An 18,404-nucleotide genomic window follows, 5' to 3' on the forward strand; every position below is an offset into this window, starting at 1 on the left:
GCGCCACGCCGGCAGGGCACGCCCCAGGGTGGGCCGCTGAGCCCACTGCTAGCGAACATCCTGCTGGATGACGTGGACAAGGAGCTGGAACGCCGCGGTCACCGCTTCTGCCGCTACGCCGACGACCTGCAGGTATACGTCAGGAGTCAGCGAGCGGGTGAGCGCGTCATGGCCAGCCTGAGTGATTTTCTCGGGAGCTCACTCAAGCTCACGGTCAATCGCGCCAAGAGCGCAGTGGACCGCCCCTGGAACCGGGGGTACCTGGGCTACACGCTGACCCGGCACAGGCGGCCGAAGCTGACGCTGGCCAAGGCCAGCCTGCAGCACCTGATGCAGCGTGTCCGCGAGATCCTCAAGCGTGGCAGGGGGCGCAACATACGGCGCGTGATCGAAGAGTTGACCCCGGTCCTACGGGGCTGGGCCAGCTACTTCAGCCTCGTCGACGTGAAGCGCCCGTTGGAAGCGCTGGATCAATGGATGCGACGCCGACTACGTTGCGTGATCTGGCGGCAATGGAAGCGCCCACAAACCTGGCGCCGGAAACTCCTGGCACTGGGTCTGGACGAGCAACGTGCCTGGAAGTCAGCGGGAAATGGTCGAGGCCCTTGGTGGAACGCCGGAGCGTCGCACATGAATCAGGCCCTGCCACGGAAGTGGTTCGACCGTCTGGGTCTGATCTCGGTACTCGATACGGTAAGATGGCTTAGTCGTTCTTCATGAACCGCCGTGGTACGGAACCGTATGCCCGGTGGTGTGGGAGGGCGCCGGGGGTGACCCCGGCCCCTACTCGATTCTGCCCACTATATCAACGTGGCGCGATAGACAGGAGCAACAAGGCGGTGGCAAAAGCAAAAAGTGCCTTTGTCTGTACTGAATGTGGTGCAGAGTATCGTAAATGGCAGGGCCAGTGTACGAGCTGCCAAGAGTGGAACACGCTAACGGAGGTCAAGCTGGCAAGCGCTCGGCCCGGTAGCGGCACCACTACCGGGCGCGCCGGGTACGCAGGCGATCTATCACGAGATGTAGTCGACCTCAGTAATGTCGATTTAAGCGAGGTGCCAAGGCTGAGCTCCACCTTTGCAGAGTTTGACCGCGTGCTAGGCGGCGGCTTGGTGCCGGGCTCCGCCGTTTTGTTGGGTGGCAACCCAGGGGCTGGTAAATCGACGCTGCTGCTACAAACTGCCTGTAAGCTTGCCCAGCAGCGGCGTATTCTCTACGTCACGGGGGAGGAGTCGCTTTCCCAGGTGGCTATGCGCGCCCACCGCCTGCAGCTACCCACTAACGGGCTGAAGATGCTAGCGGAAACCAGCGTAGAGACGATCCTCGCGGTGGCCGAGCGGGAGAAACCGGAAATACTGGTGATTGATTCCATCCAAACCATGCACTTGGAAGATATCAGTTCTGCCCCTGGCGGCGTTGCCCAGGTACGCGAATCCGCTGCCGCGCTTACCCGCTTTGCCAAGCAGACTAATACCGTGCTGCTGCTGGTGGGCCACGTCACCAAGGATGGCACCCTTGCGGGTCCCAAAGTGCTAGAGCATATGATTGACGCCTCGCTGCTGCTGGAAGGCGGTGCCGACTCCCGCTTTCGGACGCTGCGTGGGCAGAAGAACCGCTTTGGCGCGGTCAATGAGTTGGGCGTGTTCGCCATGCTGGAGCAGGGGCTGAAAGAGGTAAAAAACCCCAGCGCGATATTTCTTTCGCGTCAAGAGGAGCAAGCGCCGGGCAGTCTCGTCATGGTGGTGTGGGAAGGTACGCGACCCATACTGGTAGAGGTCCAAGCGCTGGTAGACGAGTCGGCACTAGGTAACCCGCGCCGCGTTGCCGTGGGGGTAGATCAAAACCGCCTCGCCATGCTATTAGCCGTTCTTAACCGTCACGGCGGACTGTTTACCGGCGATCAGGATGTATTTCTTAACGTGGTGGGCGGTGTCAAAGTGCTGGAAACCAGCGCCGACCTCGCCGTGCTGCTGGCGGTGGTTTCCAGTCTGCAGAACCGGGCTCTGCCCAAAGAGCTGGTCGTGTTTGGCGAAGTGGGCCTGTCTGGCGAGATACGCCCGGTACCCAGCGGCCAAGAGCGTATTGCAGAAGCCGCCAAACACGGCTTTTTACGGGCCATCGTGCCCCGTGCCAATGCGCCCAAGCAGGCGCCGAAAGGAATGGAAGTAATTCCCGTGGATAAATTGAGCGATGCTCTGGAAGCACTGTAACCTCAGCTATGCTTATCATAAGGGCAGCTAAAGCCAAGTCCACGTTCAAAAAAGGAGAGGGATGATGAGTTCGATTCGATTAACCCAATATAGCCACGGAGCGGGCTGCGGCTGCAAAATCGCCCCGGACGTACTCGATGGCATTCTCGCCAAGGCCGGACCTGCAGCCGGGCATCAGCGGCTGATCGTGGGCAACCAGGGGCGTGAAGACGCCGCCGTATACGATCTCGGCGACGGTCGCGGCATGATTGCCACCACCGACTTTTTCATGCCTATTGTCGATGACCCTTTTGATTTTGGCCGTATTGCCGCGACCAACGCCATTAGCGATGTGTACGCCATGGGTGGCACACCGGTCATGGCACTGGGCATTTTAGGCTGGCCGCTGGATAAACTTGGCCCAGAAATCGCCGGTGATGTGGTGGCGGGTGCCCAGGCCGTTTGCCGTGAACTGGGCATTGCCCTGGCCGGCGGTCACTCCATTGATGCCCCTGAGCCGATGTTTGGTTTAGCAGTGAACGGGCTGGTCGATCTTGAGCACTTAAAACTCAACAGCCAAGCTAAGCCCGGCGACCTGCTGTTTCTCACTAAACCGTTGGGCGTCGGGCTATTAACCACAGCGGAAAAGCGCGGCTTGCTAGAAGCCGGGCATCATGGCCTAGCCCGTGAAACCATGCTCAAACCCAACACCATTGGTATCGCGCTCTCCAAAGTGAAGGGCGTCAACGCCATGACGGATGTTACCGGCTTTGGTTTGGCAGGGCATCTCACCGAAATGTGCAGTGCCAGCGGTGTGATGGCGCAGATTGATTTCCGCCGTCTGCCCCGGTTAGCTGAAGCGGAAGGCTATCGCCGCCAAGGTGCCGTGCCCGGCGGCACCGTACGCAATCGCGACGCCCTGGGTAGCGTGCTGCCCGTCATGGATGAAGCCCACTGGCAGTGGCTCTGCGACCCGCAAACTTCTGGCGGGCTGCTGATTAGCGTAGACCCCGCATGGGAAGATGACGTTGAGCGTATTGGTCGTGAGTACGGCCTAACGTTGGAGCCGTTCGGTACCCTAAAAGCACCCCAGGGAGACGCTAAAATCGAGGTTATTGGATGACCCTGCCGACCACGCCTGCGTCCCTTGAGGTGATTGCGTCAAACACGCCGCTGATTGATGTACGCGCCCCGGTAGAGTTTGCCCAAGGCAGCCTGCCGGGGGCGGTCAACCTACCGCTGATGGTGGATGAAGAGCGCCACCAGGTAGGCATTGCCTACAAGCAGCAGGGCCAGCAAGCCGCCATCGCGCTGGGTGAGCGGCTGGTCAGCGGTGAAATAAAGCAAGCGCGTGTCGCCGCTTGGCAGGCCTACTTAGCCCAGCACCCGGATGCGAGGATCTACTGCTTTCGCGGTGGTCTGCGCTCGCAAATTGCCCAGCAGTGGCTTGTCGATGCAGGGCTTCATCGCCCACGCATTGAAGGCGGCTGGAAAGCGCTACGCCAGCAGCTCTGCCAACGGATTGACGAAGCCGCGCAGCAGCCTATGCTGGTGGTGGCAGGGCTCACCGGCTGCGCTAAGACGAAGCTGATTAACCAACTGCCCAACGGCATTGATTTGGAAGCCTGCGCCAATCATAAAGGTTCTGCTTTTGGGCGGCAGCCCGACGAACCCACCACCCAAATCGATTTTGAGCACGCGCTGGGCCAGCGTTTGATTGGGCAGCCGGGTAAGCTTGTGTTGGAAGATGAGTCCCGACAGATTGGCAATGCCAATCTCCCGCTCGATTTTTGGCATGCCCTACAGCAAGCGCCGCGTATTCGTATCGAAATGCCGCTAGATTGGCGGCTAGATCAGCTACGCCGCGACTATATCGAAGCGCTAGAGCAGGGTTACGCCGCTCGCTTTGGCCCAGAGGAAGGGTGGCAGCGCATGCAGCGTCAACTGGCGAGCGCGTTAGAGCGGCTGGCAAAACGCCTGGGCAATGCCCGGCTACAGCGTTTGCAACGTATGCAGGCCATGGCTTTCCGTGCCCATGCCGCCGGGGATATCCAAGCCCATGAGGCGTGGCTTGCCCCGCTGCTGACCGAATATTACGACCCGCTCTACCGTTACCACTTGGAGAAACAGCAGGGAAACCGGCCCACAGAACTTCATATAGGAGATTGGGAGAGCTGTCTCGCCGCTGCCAAACAGTGGAGTGCTTAGCGGCGGCAGGTGGTGGGGGTTAAGCGCGTTTCAGCCACTGGGTCATGACGCGATCTAACAGCGGTGCCAAGCGCTGAAAGCGCGTGGGGTCTTCCAGTATCTGCTCATCGGTTTGCACAAAGAGCCCGCTGGAAGGGCTTTTCGCCGTGGGCCGCTCGTTGGCGTTCAGCAGCGGTGCTACGCTGGCCTGGGTCGTTTCAAAGTGGCATAGCAGGCCCGCCACGCGGCCTGCGTCCCAGCTAAACCCTTGCAGCGGGGAGGCGGCACTGCCGCCTAATGGTAGCGCGCCATCGGGTAGGCTAAACACCAGGCGGTGCCACATAAAGGCCTCAAACTGCTCGGGTAGGTCGAAGGTGCTTTCCGGGGCTAGGGTGACAGTATGCCAGCCGGTTTCGGGGTAGGTGCCTGGGGCGACGACCGCCTCAAGCGCTTCCGCGATCCATAGCGCCCCTAGGCCAATGCCCAGAATAGGTTTTTGGCCGTCCAAGTAGCGATTGATCAGTTTGCGCTCCGCTTTATGCCAAGCGGGCGGTTCGCTCAACAGGGCTTCGGGGCCATCTAGCACGATGAGCGCATCGCACTCCCCAGGGCGAGGCGTGAGTTCGCCCGCGTAGAGGTGAAAAACGGTGTAACTATGGCCCATACTCTCAAGCCAGTCGGTCAGACGGGCGGGACCATGGTCAGGGCCGTGCTGTAGCAGATGAATATGCATGGTAATCTCCTCGCCGGCCGAGCACATCAAACGCCGCGGGGTCGCCCGCTGCGTGGGTGCGACGATAACGCATCGCGTTCATTTCACCAACTCAGTTTCATAGACTCAGTTTCACAAACCTAGTGACTCAGGAATTCAGCATGGTGGCTAAACCCCCAGGATTTTATCAGCGGCTTCAACTGCTGCCGCTGCCCGCCCAGCAAGCCTTTATGGCAGCACTGTGCGAGCGGCTGTTACCTAACTACGCCCTTTATGAGCAAACCAGCGGCCATGGCGATGGGCACACCCTGCGCACTGTGCTGAATCTTGTATGGGAGCGCCTTAGCGTACCCAACGCCAGCATCGACTTTGCCCGCCAAGCGGAAAAGCTGGCCGAATGCGAGCCGCCGGAGGGCGATGAGAGTTTTGGCGCACGTCGGGCGCTGGATGCGGTCGTGTCGATCTCTGCGTTACTCGATACGCTGCAAGGCGAATCCCCCGAAGCCGTGCTGGATGTCAGCCGCACCTCGCGGGCTGGTGTACGGGCGTTCATCGAACTCACCGAAGGGGAAGTGGACGCTCAAGCATTGGCGCTGATCATTCGCGACCATCCGCTGATGGAAGACGAAAACGACTTCCAAGATGCGGTTCTGGAAGCGGTCAGCGGGTCGATCAATAAAACAACACTCAAAGAGATTCGCACGCTTGGGCGCAATAACGGCATTAGTAATTTGGGGCTAACACTGGATGAGGAAGCCGGGGCAGAGTAACTGCCCCAGCCTAAAACGTCGCGCGGCTTATAAACGCATTTCGATGCCGCGTTCGGCCATATAGCGTTTTGCTTCTGGAATGGTGTACTCGCCAAAGTGGAAGATACTCGCGGCCAGTACCGCATCGGCACCGCCTTTCAGCACGCCATCCACCAAATGATCTAAATTGCCGACGCCGCCGGAAGCAATCACCGGCACACTCACCGCCTCAGAAATGGCATGGGTGACGCCTAGGTCAAAGCCAATCTTCGTGCCGTCACGATCCATACTGGTCAGCAGCAGCTCGCCTGCGCCAAACTCGACCATTTCCTTGGCCCACTCCACCGCATCCAGGCCGGTGGGGCGACGGCCGCCGTGGGTGAAAATCTCCCAGCGGTCAGGCTCGCCTTCCTTAGACACTTTTTTAGCGTCAATCGCCACCACAATGCACTGGCTGCCAAAACGCTCGGCGGCTTCACGCACAAACTCAGGGTTCGTCACCGCCGCGGTGTTGATCGAGACCTTATCCGCCCCAGCGTTCAGCATGGTGCGGATATCGTCGCAGGTACGAATGCCGCCGCCGACGGTTAAGGGAATAAACACCTCGCCTGCAATCCGCTCGACCATATCCACCGTGGTGGCGCGGTCTTCGTGGCTCGCGGTGATATCAAGAAAGGTGATTTCATCGGCACCCTGCTGGTTATAGCGCTGGGCGATCTCCACCGGGTCGCCCGCATCACGAATACCCACAAAGTTGACGCCTTTCACTACGCGCCCGGCATCCACATCCAGGCAGGGGATAATGCGTTTGGCTAAGCTCATTCGCTACCTCCACTCAACTGATCGCTTAAGCGCTGGGCTTCAGCGACATCCAGGCTGCCTTCGTAAATCGCCCGTCCGGTAATTGCGCCCAAAATGCCGCTATCGGCCACATCACACAGGGCGCGGATATCGTCCAGATTGGTTACACCGCCGGAGGCGATCACCGGCAGACCGCCTTCGCGGGCAAGAGCAGCGGTCGCTTCCACGTTGACACCCTGCATCATGCCGTCGCGGGCAATATCGGTGTACACAATGCTGGAAACACCGTCGTTAGCGAAGCGCTTGGCAAGCTCGGTTGCTTTGATGGTGGAGACTTCTGCCCAGCCGTCGGTGGCGACGTAGCCATCTTTGGCATCCAGGCCAACAATAATATGGCCGGGGAAGGCGCGGCACATGTCACCCACAAACTCAGGCTCTTTGACCGCTTTGGTGCCAATGATCACGTAGGAAACACCAGCGCTGAGGTAGTGTTCAATCGTCTCTGCCGAGCGGATGCCGCCGCCAATTTGAATCGGCAGGTTAGGGTAAGCGCGGGCAATGGCGGTGACCGCCTCACCGTTCACCGGCTTGCCTTCAAAGGCACCGTTCAAATCCACTAGGTGCAAACGGCGCGCGCCTGCTTCTACCCAGCGCGCGGCCATGGCCACCGGGTCGTCGCCATAGGAGGTCGCATCGTCCATGCGGCCCTGCTTTAAGCGCACACACTGGCCGTCTTTGAGATCAATCGCGGGAATTACCAACATAGTGAAACCTCTCAGGGCGTCCAGGTGACAAAATTTTCCAGCAGGCGAAGGCCCGCACGGGAGCTTTTTTCCGGGTGGAACTGCACGGCAAAGGTGGCGTCGCGGCCAATCGCCACATGAGCGCTCACACTACCGTACTGGGTGGTGCCGAATACCTGGGCATCGTCGGCGGCATTCACGTAATAGCTGTGCACGAAATAGAAGTGCTCATGATTATCGATGCCTGTCCAGAGCGGATGCTCGTGGTGTTGATTCACCAGGTTCCAACCCATGTGCGGTACTTTCAAGCGCTGCTCTTGCGCGTCGCGCATATTGGCCGGGAAGCGGTCTACGCTGCCTTGGAAAAACCCCAGGCAGTCCACGCCGCCATTCTCTTCGCTGCGCTCCATCAGCATCTGCTGGCCCACACAAATGCCCAGCAGCGGTTTGGCTTGGCGGGTCAACACGTCATCCACTAGGCCGCGCAGTTCGGTGCGTTCGAGTTCGCCAATGCAGTCACGAATGGCGCCCTGGCCGGGCAGTACTAGGCGGGTAGCGCCCAGAATACGCCGTGGGTCGCGGGTGATGATCACATTCTCATGGGTGACGTGCTCAAGCGCTTTAGCCACGGAGTGTAGGTTGCCCATTCCATAATCGATTACCGCAATGGTCATGAAGCGCTCCTTAAGGTCGTGGGCGATAGATTCGTAGGCGAGAGGCGTGCCGTTACGCCGCTAACCGCAACGATCGGCATTATAAGCTGCCTTTGGTAGAGGGCATTTGCCCAGCCATGCGCGGGTCTTCCGCAACGGCCATACGCAGTGCGCGGCCAAAGGCTTTGAAAATGGTTTCGGCCTGATGGTGAGCATTAAAGCCTTTTACGTTGTCGATATGCAGCGTCACTCGAGCATGGTTCACAAAGCCTTGGAAAAATTCCCAGAACAGCTGCGTATCCATACTGCCAATGGTATCGCGGGTGAACTCGACATTCATATAAAGGCCGGGGCGGCCGGAGAAATCAATCACTACCCGAGAGAGCGCCTCATCCAGCGGCACATAAGCGTGGCCGTAGCGGTAGATGCCGCGCTTATCGCCAATGGCCTCGTTGAATGCCTGGCCCAGGGTGATGCCCAAATCTTCAACGGTGTGGTGGTCGTCGATATGCAGGTCGCCTTTGGCATGAATATCGAGATCTACCATCCCATGCCGAGCCACTTGATCCAGCATGTGGTCTAGAAACGGAACGCCAGTTTCACAGTTCAAGCGGCCTTCGCCGTCAAGGTTGACGCTGACCGTAATCTGCGTTTCGTTGGTGTCACGGCTTACCGTGGCAATACGCGCTGACATGTTGCATCTCCTGCGCCGGGGCGCACTCTGAGGAATAATCGGCGGGCGGCAACTGCGGCCAAAACAACCATTATAGAGAATCGGCGCCCCCATCCGCTACAATGCGGGGAATGTCGCCGCTGTTTGCGGCGCTAACATAGCAGCCTAGCTGCGTTGGCAACGAGGATTTCACCATGCCGGTGACACTGCAATATGTCGACCAGGCCCGTTGGGAAGCAGAAGAGCAGGTGCGCATCGACTTAGTGCGCATATATGAAGACGCGCCCCAAGAGCGCATGCCCACTCCCACGGTTTTGCCATTTATCGAACAGCATTTAAAGGAACAGCAATTTTTTGCCTGTGCCCACTTCAATGACCGCCTGTTAGGCGCGGTGGCGGTGCAAGAAGCCGACGACCGCGCCTGGTGGCTGTCTGAGCTATGCGTGCGTAAAACTACGCGTCGTCGCGGTGTCGGCTCACGGCTGATGGCGCTAGTGGGCGAGCAAGCCAAGCAAGATGGCCGCGTACTGCGTATTGCTACCACCACTCTGCCGCTGGCAGACCGAGTACTGCTATCGAAATTAGGCTTTCGACCCGTTGCCGAGACCTCGTCTTCTGCCCCGGACCTGCCGGCGACCAGTGATTTTGTTGAGCTAGACCCACAAGGAAAAGGGTAATGAAACAGCTATTACGTATTTTGCTGGCCGCCATAGGCATTTTAGCCATTGTGGCAGTGGCCGCCGTGGTGTACGTCACCACCTTTTTAGACCCAGAAGACTTCAAACCACGCTTAACCGCTGTGGTCGAGGAGCAAACCGGCCTGAACTTAGCTCTGGAAGGCCCGATTACCTGGTCGTTTTACCCTCGTATTGGTGTCAGCGTTGAGCAGGCGCGCGCCTGGCTGCCTGATCAAGCACAAGATGAAACCGCCTTCGCCGCCATTAACCGTGCTGAAGTGAGCGTTGCCTTTGCTCCGCTGCTGCGCGGAGAGATTGCCGTGGATGGCCTGACGCTGGATGGCATGCGCCTCAATTTGGAGAAGAACGCTGAAGGCGAGGGCAACTGGCAGCCGCTGTTGGAGCGACTCTCTGAGCACAACAACGAATCCGCTGAAACCGTGCTAGCTCCGGCAAGTGCTGGCCCCAATGCCGATGCAGGCAGCCTCTCGGTGGTATTAAGCATCGCCAGCGTCGAAGTAAAAAATGCTGATATTCGTTACCGCGATGAGCAGAATCAAGCGCTCTGGCGGGTTCAGCCGCTGAATATTTCAGGCACCAATGTGAATCCGGTACGCTCCTTCCCGCTAAAAGCCATGTTCACGCTTACTAAGCATGACCGGCTGGATGCCGAAGAGCTTGAGCGCGCGCCAAACATGACCAGCGAGGTAAATCTTGAAACACGCCTGCGGCTTGGCCTAGAAGATGAACAGATCATCTTTGAAAACACCCAGCTAACCACGCATACCCGTCAGGGAGAAGCGAGCGAACCGCAGCAGCTCAGCTTAAAAGCGGCTGAAATTGTTGCCCGTTTAGCTGAGCAACAACTAAGCGTTACCGAAGGCGTGCTGGAAGCTGGGCTGCGCCACCCAGAAAACTGGCAAGGCAGTCTTGCCGTTGCCCTAGCATTTGGCCTGGAAACCGATTTTGCCGCCCAAACCGCGCAGCTTAAAGAGGTTCAGCTCACCGGGCCGGACGGCCTGCGTGTAAGCGGCCACTTGAATGTCGAGCAACTGCTGGACGCGCCGCAGTACAGCGGGCAACTGACCGCCGCGCCGTTTACGCTGCGGCCTTGGATTTCCCGCACGGGTGTGAAGCTCAATACTGCCAGCGAAGCCGCACTTAGCGATGTCGCGCTCACCAGCCCCATCGAAGGCAGCTTGAAGCGTATCTCCCTGCCGCGCCTCTCGCTGGTGGTAGATGACAGCACCTTTACCGGCGATATTGCCGCCGCGCTGGATGGTACCCAGCTCTCCTTCAACCTAGAAGGCGATACGCTCAATCTGGATCACTACCTGCCTGGCCCCGAAACCGCGCAGCAAGCCAGCCGTGGCCTGCTGCGTAAAGCCTTTGCTCAAACCAGCGGAACGCTGCTGCCCCAGGCATGGTTAAGTACGCTCACCCTTCAGGGCGATTTGAGCGTCGACCAACTGCTACTGGCTGGGCTGACTTTTGACGATACTCAGCTGGCGCTGCGCGGTGAAAACGGCAACCACCGCCTCACTGCCTTTGAGTCCCGTTTCTACGAAGGGGAATTGAGCGCCACCGGCCAGCTGGATGCCACTGGTGATGTACTGGAGTGGCAGCTCTCGCCCAGCATTAGCAATGTGCAGGTAGCACCGTTAATCGAAACCTTCAGCGAAGAAGAGGCCCCGCTGCGCGGACGCTTCAATCTAGACGGCGCGCTGACTACCCAAGGCAACCGCCGCGATGTGCTCACCAGCAACCTCAACGGCGAATTAACCGCGCGGCTCAACGATGGCGCGATTCTACGCACCAACATCTCCCGAGAGATGTGCGAGCTGGTTGCTCAGCTAGAAGGCCAGCAGGTGGAGCGAGAATGGCACCCGGACACCCGCTTTGAGCGTTTTGAAGCCACCTTCCAGGTGCGCAACGGCGTGGTTGAAAGTGACGACTTGCTGATTACGCTACCGGGTATCAACGTGCAAGGGGAGGGCGACTTCAACCTCAATAGCCTCAACTTCACGACTCAAGCGAACGCACGGCTAGTGGATACCGCTGACGCCGCCTGCCAAGTCAACCCACGGCTTCAGCAGCTGTCGCTGCCGGTAAGCTGTGAAGGCCATGTAGGTGACGATAAAGCCCAGTGGTGCCGCTTCGACCGCACCGCCTTCGAAGCATCGGTGGTTGATCTGCTGCGTAACGAAGCCGGGAGCCGGGTAGAAGAAGAGCTAGAAGAGCGGATTGGTGAATCCATCGACCGCATTGATGAGCGCTTAGGCGAAGGCGCAGGCCAAGAGCTGCGTGACGGTATTCGTCGCCTGTTTAACTAACCAAAGACTGCTTAACGCCTAGCCGCGTTAATGCATCACGCACCGCACGCGCCGGCCTTACCGCCGGCGCTGTCGTTCATAGCGAGTGTTTTAAGGAATAACGATGGCCGATATGCCCACGCCGTGCCTACCGGCGGAAGAGTTTCAACACCGGCTGCTCACTTGGTTTAACAAGCATGGCCGCCACGACCTGCCTTGGCAGTCGCCGCGCAGCGCCTACCGGGTTTGGGTGTCTGAAATTATGCTGCAGCAAACCCAAGTGACTACAGTGATTCCCTACTTTGAGCGCTTTATGTCCCGCTTCCCCACGCTGGAAGCCCTGGCCACCGCGCCGCAAGATGACGTATTGCACCACTGGACGGGCCTGGGCTATTACGCCCGTGCCCGCAACCTGCACAAAGCGGCCCAGGTCGCCATGGAAGAGCACGGTGGCGAGCTACCCACCGAGAGCGTAGAAACGCTGATGGCGCTACCTGGTATTGGCCGCTCTACCGCTGGCGCGATTATCTCCCAAAGCACCGGCCGGCAGGCCGCTATTCTGGATGGCAATGTAAAGCGCTCGCTCACCCGTCTACACGCGGTAGCGGGCTGGCCGGGCAAGCCAGCAGTAGAACGCTCGCTGTGGGCGCTGGCCGAATACTTTACGCCCACCACACGGCTGGCGGATTACACCCAAGCCGTGATGGATTTTGGCGCGACACTGTGTAAGCGCAGCAAACCCGACTGTTTGATTTGTCCATTTAATGACGTATGCCGCGCCTACGCCCAAGGCGAGCCGCAGCGCTACCCAGAATCTAAGCCCAAAAAAGCCACCCCCACCCGCGAAACCATTATGTTGATGCTACGCGACCCACAAGGGCGCGTATGGCTAGAGCAGCGGCCACCTAGCGGCCTATGGGGCGGTTTATGGAGCCTGCCGCAGTTTGAGCGCCACAGCGAACTCAACGACTGGCTGGAAGACAACACCAAAGCCCCCGAGCGCCACGCTGCGCTGCCCAGCTTCACCCACACCTTCAGCCATTTTAAGCTGATGATTACGCCGCAGCCTGTTACCTGCAAACGAATCAGCGGCGTTCGCGAAAGCGGCGTATGGTATGACGTTAATCATCCGCCTGCGTTAGGCTTAGCGGCACCGGTTAAATCGCTGTTAAGCCAGTTGGCACCATTTACCCTAGACCCAACCCCAGGGCCTTCTTACTAACATCACAGGCTGACAGCCACCTACACACAACGTACTCAATAGGAGCACGCCATGAGCAACACGGTATTCTGCCGCAAGTATCAACAAGAGCTACCCGCGCTGCCGTTCCCGCCACTGCCGGGTAAGCAGGGCCAAGAGATTCAGGCCACGGTATCTAAAAAAGCGTGGGAAGAGTGGCAGGCGCTGCAAACCCGCCTGATCAATGAGAAGCACCTCAACATGCTGGAGCCAGAAGCACGCACCTATCTAATGGATCAGATGCAGCGCTTTCTAGATAACGAAACCACCGACCAAGCAGAAGGGTACGTGCCGCCCAGCCAGGCATAAACCTAGAAACGCAGCGCAAAGCCACGAATGGCGTGGCCTTTGCCACTTTTGGTTCAACGCCTGATGTGCCCTAAGCACGTGACTAGAAAGAAAGTTTCACAAAGGTGTTGACGAAAAGAGGAGCTTTTGGTTTAATACGCACCGTTGGCAAGGGCCAGATAGCTCAGTTGGTAGAGCAGGGGATTGAAAATCCCCGTGTCGGCGGTTCGATTCCGTCTCTGGCCACCACAACGTTGGGGTATCGCCAAGTGGTAAGGCACCGGTTTTTGGTATCGGCATTCCCAGGTTCGAATCCTGGTACCCCAGCCATTGCCAACAAGATTTCTTGTTGATTGGCTAGTCTAACGGCAACCCAATCAAGTTCTCAAGAAAATGCGAAGCGCCGACATAGCTCAGTTGGTAGAGCAACTGACTTGTAATCAGTAGGTCCCGGGTTCGACTCCTGGTGTCGGCACCACTTAAGTGGTTGAAAAGCAAAGCATTAGAGAATACAAAAGGCCACCCAAGCGGGTGGCCTTTTTTGTTGGGTCTATGGTGGGTATAGAAATACTGCAAGGTACTAGGCCTTCGATAAAAGTAAGGAAGACCTAGCCATTTCACAGCTGCACGAATTCCGGGACTCTGCGACCCCGTGTAGCGCTCAGGCCTGCTGGAAGAGCCTAGAGATTTTTTCTTGCCTGGGTGCTGCGGCTGGGATGGTCGTTGCCACCAAAGAAAAACGGTCTGCTTTCTGCTGGCTACGCACACCTGATCGCCACCCCCTATATACCTATTACCCTTCGAGAGCTTCAACGCGCCTGTAACATGGTGGTTGAAGCGTCGTTCTGGGGCGCAGGTCGGCGCTATAAATTGGGTGCTTACCTAGGGGGCCGGGAGTCTTAGATACCACCTCGCTTAATCGGCCACAAATGTCCCATCAGGCAGTTTGTGGCCGACAACTACCCCACCCAACCGGCCATTTTAATTGTCGCCAAGCGGCCAAAGTAGTTGGCAATAACTCGCCAGCGGTGCCACGACCTAGCATCGTGTCGATCGTCTAGACGATAAAGAGCCATGATCCAATCACTCGCTTATCCGGTCGTCGCGTTCACGCATGAGCCAATAGGTCAGACCTAAGGCCAGTATCATCCCCGCCAGGGCGGCCAGTTTGGCAGGATCAATGTCGGGGTCAAGGATGATGAACTTGCGGGCCAGTGCCAGGATCGCGATCAGAATGACGGTCTTGACCTGGATGATGCTTTCCTTACGCAGCGCCACTTTGACGATCGAATGCTTGAATTCCATCGCGATCAGGAGGGTCATGGTGGCACCGAATACCATCTGAAAAGCCTTATGATCCGTTGGATTCAGTGCATCCATGACGAGCAGCGTGAAGACGAGCCGAATCAACTGAATTAGCGACACCACGATGATGACGGCAATGACCGCCGACAGAACGAGAGCGACGACCTGCTCGAAGCGCTCGTAAAACGTCATCAACCGCCACTGGGAGCGCATCTCGTCAAGGGTCGTGTGGCCAGGTTCTTTATGCATAAGCGTTGCTCTCTCTTTCAATGAAACGTTAATGGAACGGGGAGTCCGAGCTGCCGTCCGGACGAAGACGGTATTGGTAAAGCATACCGGGAACGTGGCTGGCCAACTCTTCTCGCTGTCGGCGCATAGAGTTCAGCGCCTGCTCGACCCTCTTGAGATCGGTGATGTCCTCTACCGTCCCGTCTGCCGCTCTGGGCCGACCAGAGGCGTCGCCCTTGAATGTTGCCCGCAGGTGTATCCAGCGAACCTGCCCTCCGCTGACGATACGATACTGCAGATCAAGGGACTTTCCGCACATGGCAGCATCCCATGCCCTATCGAAGAGGGGGCGGTCTTCAGGGTGAATGCACTGCAGGAATCGCTCGAAGGCTATTGGCGCACCAACATCCAGGCCGAGCACGCGGCAGGCTTCATCGGAGCAAGTGAGGAGTTGCGAGCCAAGATCGAGATGCCAACTGCCAGAATGGGCATTCTGGTTAATCTGGTCGCCGTGTCGGGCTGAGATTTGAGGCGTCTCGTTCAAAGGTGACGCTCCTTAGGGGTGAAACAGAGGTTCCAAAGTTTCTGCAACTCGGAGCGCATTTCGTCAAAGATTGTGTGGCTGGGGTCGCTATGCATCGACTGGCCGGTGGCGCGTCCCACCAGGTGGGCCAGACCGGCAAGCGGTGGGATAGCGACCGCCAGCGACACGAGGGTGGCTGCCCATGTCAGCCCGTTGGGGTCGAACACGACAGCCACCCATCGCTCAAGATTCGCCGTCCGCCGGCTTCTTCTTGCGCGTAGCCTTGCTCTCGTCGCTAGGCGGTGCCTCGGCCACGTTCGCGGCATCGGGCTTTTCAGGCTCGGCCGGCTGCGCGGGTGGCTCCTGGCGCTCGAAGACCACCCGTTCGGCCTTGTCGTCCCAGCGGGCGTTGGCGTGATCGCCCTTGCCGATACCGCCACCCAGCATCTCGCGCGCCAGCGCGGTTTCCAGCTCGCTGCGGATCAGCCGCTTGAGTTCACGCGCGCCGAACTCGGGCTTGTAGCCTTCCTCCGCGAAGTGGTCGATCAAGGTCTGATCGAAGGTCAGCGTCACGCCCTGGCTGGAGGCGTTGCGGGCCACACGATCGAGCTGCAGGCCGACGATATGGCGGATCTCCTCCTTGCCCAGCGCATGGAAGACGATGATCTCGTCGATGCGGTTGATGAACTCGGGGCGGAAGTGTCCGCGCAGCACGTCCATCACCTCGGACTTGGCCTTCTCGTATTCCTCGCCGCCGGCACCGCCGGCCTTCAGCCGACGCTGGATGATGTCCGAGCCCAAGTTCGAGGTGGCGATGATGATGGTATTGGTGAAATCCACCACCCGGCCCTTGCCGTCGGTGAGCCGCCCGTCGTCGAATACCTGCAGCAGGATGTTGTAGACGTCGGGGTGCGCTTTTTCGATCTCATCGAGCAACAACACGCTGTAGGGTTTGCGCCGCACCTTCTCGGTGAGCTGGCCACCCTCGTCGTAGCCGACGTAACCCGGAGGCGCCCCCACCAGGCGTGCCACGGCATGGCGTTCCCCGTACTCGGACATGTCGATGCGCAGCAGCGCACCTTCATCGCCATAGATCGACTCGGCCAGCGCCTTGGCGAGTTCGGTCTTGCCCACGCCGGTCGGTCCGAGGAACAGGAAAGTCGCCACCGGCTTGCTGCCTTCGCGCAGGCCCGCCCGCGACAACCGCACGGCATCGGCCACCGCGCGCACCGCTTCGTCCTGGCCCACGAGGCGCTCGTGCAGCCGCTGCTCCAGATGCAGCAGCTTCTCGCGTTCTTCCACCGTCAGCTCGTTGACCGGAATGCCGGTCAGGCGCGAGACGATCTGCGCGACATGCTCGGCCTTGACTTCGGCGTTGCCCGAGGCGCGCTCGCGTTCCCATTCCTCGACGAGCTTCTTGAGTTCAGTCTCCTTGGCCTCGATGCGCTTGCCCAGCTCGGCGGCCTTGTCGTACTGCTTGCGCGAGGCCACATAGTCCTGCTCACGCCGCAGCTGGTGCAGTTCGGACTCCAGCTCTTGCACCGCCACCGGGCGGGCCGTGGCCGACAGCTTCACGCGTGCGGCCGCCTGGTCGAGCAGGTCGATGGCCTTGTCAGGCAAAAAGCGCGCGGTGATGTAGCGGTCCGACAACTCGGCGGCGGCGATGATCGCATCCTCGGTCATGCTGACCTTGTGGTGCGCCTCGAAGGTGTCGCGCAGGCCACGCAGGATCATCATGGTCTGCGCTACCGTCGGCTCGGGCACCATCACCGGCTGGAAGCGACGCTCCAGCGCGGCGTCCTTCTCGATGTACTTCTGATACTCGTTGAGCGTGGTGGCGCCGATCAGGTTCAGTTCGCCGCGCGCCATCATCGGCTTGAACACGTTGGCCACGTCCAGCCCGCCTTCGCCGCCACCCTGGCCGGCACCGACGATGGTGTGCACCTCGTCGATGAAGAGAATCAGCTCGCCCTGGTGCTCGGTCACTTCCTTGAGCACCTTCTGCACGCGCTCCTCGAATTCGCCGCGGTACTTGGCGCCTGCCACCATGGCGTTGATGTTGAGTTCCACCAAGCGCTTGTCGCGCAGCGTCTCGGGTACTTCGCCGGCGACCATCCGCTGCGCCAGTCCTTCGACAATGGCGGTCTTGCCGACGCCGGGCTCACCGATCAACACCGGGTTGTTTTTCTTGCGCCGGGCCAGCACCTCGATGGTGGTCTCGATCTCCTGCGCACGGCCGATGACCGGATCGAGCTTGCCGTCACGCGCCATTTTGGTGAGGTCGCGCGAGTACTTGTCGAGCTCAGGTGTGTTGGTCGGCGCCTCAGCGCGACCGTCCTCGGCCCCCTTACCGACCACCTTGCTCACCTGTTGACGCAGCGCCTGCGGTGTGAGGCCGTAACGGCGCAGCAGGTTGGCGGCCAAGCCTTCGCCTTCCTCGGCCAGCCCGATCAGGAAATGCTCCGGCCCGACATAAGAGTGGCCGAGTTCGTTGGAGGCCACGAAAGCACGGCTGAGCGCGTCCTTGACCCGGGGCGACACGCCGATTTCGCCCTCGAACGGCTTCTCGCCACGCTTGGCTTCGGATTCGATTTGCCGCTTGAGGTCATCGACCTTGATCTTGAATTGCCCCAGGATGGTCTTCACCACGTCGCTGTCGGCGAGCGCCAACAGCAGGTGTTCGGTATCGACTTCAGGGCGGCCAAATTCGGCGGCATGTTTGGCGGCCTCCTACAACAAAGCCTCGGACTGTTCGCTGATACGGCTGGCCAGCCCACTGCCGCGCCTGCGCGTTGTACCCGTAGCAGCCGGGGCGGGTTCGCCAAACGAGGCATCGACGACCTCGTCGGTATCGGTTGCCATGGACGGTGCGTCGTCACCGATGCGGAAGAAGTCGCTGCCAAGGAAGTCTTCGAACAGCCCGCTGCGCGAGCCGAACAAGGCTTCCAGCGGTGAGACGGTGCGCTTTTGCTGGCGCACCAGTTGGCGATAGTGATCGTCACACAACTGCATAGTGCTGTGGCGACCATTGAGATTGGTTTCCACCCGCACCGTGGCGGGTTGGCCGCAGACTCGGCATTGTTTTCTGGCCATGCTGATGCTCCTTAAGAGGACTGATTTGACG

Annotated in this window: 16 protein-coding genes, 3 tRNA genes and 1 pseudogene; 12 read left to right on the forward strand and 8 right to left on the reverse strand. The window is 59.3% G+C overall.

Translation table 11 applies throughout. From position 1 onward, the window contains the following. From A3220_RS09995 to mnmH, 4 genes are all read left to right on the forward strand, one after another. On the forward strand, positions 1-720 hold a 720-nt coding region (locus A3220_RS09995; RefSeq protein ID WP_062374673.1), incomplete at its 5' end, for a group II intron maturase-specific domain-containing protein. 119 nt (positions 721-839) lie between these two features. Then, a complete protein-coding gene (gene radA, locus A3220_RS10000) occupies positions 840-2,210 on the forward strand; it encodes a DNA repair protein RadA (protein ID WP_044630452.1) in 1,371 nt (456 codons plus the stop codon). A 64-nt stretch (positions 2,211-2,274) separates the two neighbouring features. After that, entirely contained in the window at positions 2,275-3,312 is a 1,038-nt protein-coding gene (gene selD / locus A3220_RS10005; RefSeq protein ID WP_062374675.1) for a selenide, water dikinase SelD, read from the forward strand. Further along, positions 3,309-4,397: a tRNA 2-selenouridine(34) synthase MnmH gene (gene mnmH / locus A3220_RS10010; protein ID WP_062374677.1), complete on the forward strand. Its 1,089-nt coding sequence runs from the start codon at positions 3,309-3,311 to the stop codon at positions 4,395-4,397. The genes selD and mnmH overlap by 4 nt, the downstream gene beginning before the upstream one ends. A gap of 19 nt (positions 4,398-4,416) precedes the next feature. On the opposite strand, the gene A3220_RS10015 is transcribed toward mnmH, so the two are convergent. Next, the gene (locus A3220_RS10015) at positions 4,417-5,109 is read right to left on the reverse strand and encodes a type 1 glutamine amidotransferase (protein ID WP_062374679.1); all 693 of its coding nucleotides are present in this window, start codon (positions 5,107-5,109) and stop codon (positions 4,417-4,419) included. Positions 5,110-5,249: 140 nt separating this feature from the next. Between A3220_RS10015 and A3220_RS10020 the strand changes: the two genes are divergently transcribed. Further along, positions 5,250-5,858 carry a YjaG family protein gene (locus A3220_RS10020; protein WP_054645224.1) on the forward strand — a complete coding sequence of 203 codons (609 nt, stop codon included), beginning with the start codon at positions 5,250-5,252 and terminating at the stop codon, positions 5,856-5,858. Positions 5,859-5,885: 27 nt separating this feature from the next. Here A3220_RS10020 and hisF read toward each other — a convergent pair whose 3' ends face one another. The 4 genes from hisF to hisB form a co-directional block, all read right to left on the reverse strand. Further along, positions 5,886-6,659, reverse strand: coding sequence for an imidazole glycerol phosphate synthase subunit HisF (gene hisF / locus A3220_RS10025; protein WP_044630457.1), 774 nt, complete (start codon positions 6,657-6,659; stop codon positions 5,886-5,888). Next, positions 6,656-7,402, reverse strand: coding sequence for a 1-(5-phosphoribosyl)-5-[(5-phosphoribosylamino)methylideneamino]imidazole-4-carboxamide isomerase (hisA, locus tag A3220_RS10030; protein WP_062361792.1), 747 nt, complete (start codon positions 7,400-7,402; stop codon positions 6,656-6,658). Before hisA ends, hisF begins: the two co-directional genes overlap by 4 nt. Positions 7,403-7,413: 11 nt before the next feature. Next, positions 7,414-8,055 carry an imidazole glycerol phosphate synthase subunit HisH gene (gene hisH / locus A3220_RS10035; protein WP_058577848.1) on the reverse strand — a complete coding sequence of 214 codons (642 nt, stop codon included), beginning with the start codon at positions 8,053-8,055 and terminating at the stop codon, positions 7,414-7,416. 79 nt (positions 8,056-8,134) lie between these two features. After that, positions 8,135-8,728, reverse strand: a complete 594-nt coding sequence (gene hisB / locus A3220_RS10040; RefSeq protein ID WP_044630460.1) for an imidazoleglycerol-phosphate dehydratase HisB — start codon at positions 8,726-8,728, stop codon at positions 8,135-8,137. Between the two features lie 173 nt (positions 8,729-8,901). Here hisB and A3220_RS10045 point away from each other — a divergent pair, with 173 nt between their 5' ends. The 7 genes from A3220_RS10045 to A3220_RS10075 all read left to right on the forward strand — a co-directional run bounded on the left by A3220_RS10045 (position 8,902) and on the right by A3220_RS10075 (position 13,702). Further along, positions 8,902-9,384: an acetyl-CoA sensor PanZ family protein gene (locus A3220_RS10045; protein WP_044630461.1), complete on the forward strand. Its 483-nt coding sequence runs from the start codon at positions 8,902-8,904 to the stop codon at positions 9,382-9,384. Further along, positions 9,384-11,717, forward strand: coding sequence for an AsmA family protein (locus tag A3220_RS10050; RefSeq protein ID WP_044630462.1), 2,334 nt, complete (start codon positions 9,384-9,386; stop codon positions 11,715-11,717). Before A3220_RS10045 ends, A3220_RS10050 begins: the two co-directional genes overlap by 1 nt. A 103-nt stretch (positions 11,718-11,820) precedes the next feature. Continuing rightward, the gene (gene mutY / locus A3220_RS10055) at positions 11,821-12,918 is read left to right on the forward strand and encodes an A/G-specific adenine glycosylase (protein WP_058577851.1); all 1,098 of its coding nucleotides are present in this window, start codon (positions 11,821-11,823) and stop codon (positions 12,916-12,918) included. 51 nt (positions 12,919-12,969) lie between these two features. Beyond that, positions 12,970-13,245, forward strand: coding sequence for an oxidative damage protection protein (locus A3220_RS10060; protein WP_044630464.1), 276 nt, complete (start codon positions 12,970-12,972; stop codon positions 13,243-13,245). A 152-nt stretch (positions 13,246-13,397) separates the two neighbouring features. Next, positions 13,398-13,473 (forward strand) — tRNA-Phe (locus A3220_RS10065). 6 nt (positions 13,474-13,479) lie between these two features. After that, positions 13,480-13,554 (forward strand) — tRNA-Gln (locus A3220_RS10070). 72 nt (positions 13,555-13,626) lie between these two features. Further along, positions 13,627-13,702: transfer RNA gene (locus tag A3220_RS10075), tRNA-Thr, on the forward strand. A 605-nt stretch (positions 13,703-14,307) separates the two neighbouring features. Here the strand turns inward: A3220_RS10075 and A3220_RS10080 are convergent. From A3220_RS10080 to clpK, 3 genes and pseudogenes are all read right to left on the reverse strand, one after another. Next, complete coding sequence (locus A3220_RS10080; protein WP_044630465.1) at positions 14,308-14,778, reverse strand: phosphate-starvation-inducible PsiE family protein; 471 nt, start codon at positions 14,776-14,778, stop codon at positions 14,308-14,310. 28 nt (positions 14,779-14,806) lie between these two features. Beyond that, on the reverse strand, positions 14,807-15,301 hold the full coding sequence (locus A3220_RS18315; RefSeq protein WP_197746130.1) for a PAS domain-containing protein: 495 nt from the start codon (positions 15,299-15,301) through the stop codon (positions 14,807-14,809). Positions 15,302-15,523: 222 nt separating this feature from the next. After that, positions 15,524-18,373 (reverse strand): annotated as a pseudogene (clpK, locus tag A3220_RS10095) (heat shock survival AAA family ATPase ClpK). Positions 18,374-18,404: the final 31 nt, after the last annotated feature.

The sequence above is a fragment of the Halomonas sp. KX33721 genome (assembly GCF_001596805.1).
GTDB lineage: Bacteria > Pseudomonadota > Gammaproteobacteria > Pseudomonadales > Halomonadaceae > Vreelandella > Vreelandella aquamarina.

Excerpts from the sequence above, each read along its gene's own strand:
- A3220_RS10015 (WP_062374679.1), bottom strand. The coding sequence starts at position 5,109 with ATGCATATTCATCTGCTACAGCACGGCCCTGACCATGGTCCCGCCCGT.
- A3220_RS10050 (WP_044630462.1), top strand. The coding sequence starts at position 9,384 with ATGAAACAGCTATTACGTATTTTGCTGGCCGCCATAGGCATTTTAGCC.
- A3220_RS10045 (WP_044630461.1), top strand. The coding sequence starts at position 8,902 with ATGCCGGTGACACTGCAATATGTCGACCAGGCCCGTTGGGAAGCAGAA.
- hisH (WP_058577848.1), bottom strand. The coding sequence starts at position 8,055 with ATGACCATTGCGGTAATCGATTATGGAATGGGCAACCTACACTCCGTG.
- hisF (WP_044630457.1), bottom strand. The coding sequence starts at position 6,659 with ATGAGCTTAGCCAAACGCATTATCCCCTGCCTGGATGTGGATGCCGGG.
- mnmH (WP_062374677.1), top strand. The coding sequence starts at position 3,309 with ATGACCCTGCCGACCACGCCTGCGTCCCTTGAGGTGATTGCGTCAAAC.
- A3220_RS10080 (WP_044630465.1), bottom strand. The coding sequence starts at position 14,778 with ATGCATAAAGAACCTGGCCACACGACCCTTGACGAGATGCGCTCCCAG.
- hisA (WP_062361792.1), bottom strand. The coding sequence starts at position 7,402 with ATGTTGGTAATTCCCGCGATTGATCTCAAAGACGGCCAGTGTGTGCGC.
- A3220_RS10020 (WP_054645224.1), top strand. The coding sequence starts at position 5,250 with ATGGTGGCTAAACCCCCAGGATTTTATCAGCGGCTTCAACTGCTGCCG.
- hisB (WP_044630460.1), bottom strand. The coding sequence starts at position 8,728 with ATGTCAGCGCGTATTGCCACGGTAAGCCGTGACACCAACGAAACGCAG.
- A3220_RS10060 (WP_044630464.1), top strand. The coding sequence starts at position 12,970 with ATGAGCAACACGGTATTCTGCCGCAAGTATCAACAAGAGCTACCCGCG.
- selD (WP_062374675.1), top strand. The coding sequence starts at position 2,275 with ATGAGTTCGATTCGATTAACCCAATATAGCCACGGAGCGGGCTGCGGC.
- mutY (WP_058577851.1), top strand. The coding sequence starts at position 11,821 with ATGGCCGATATGCCCACGCCGTGCCTACCGGCGGAAGAGTTTCAACAC.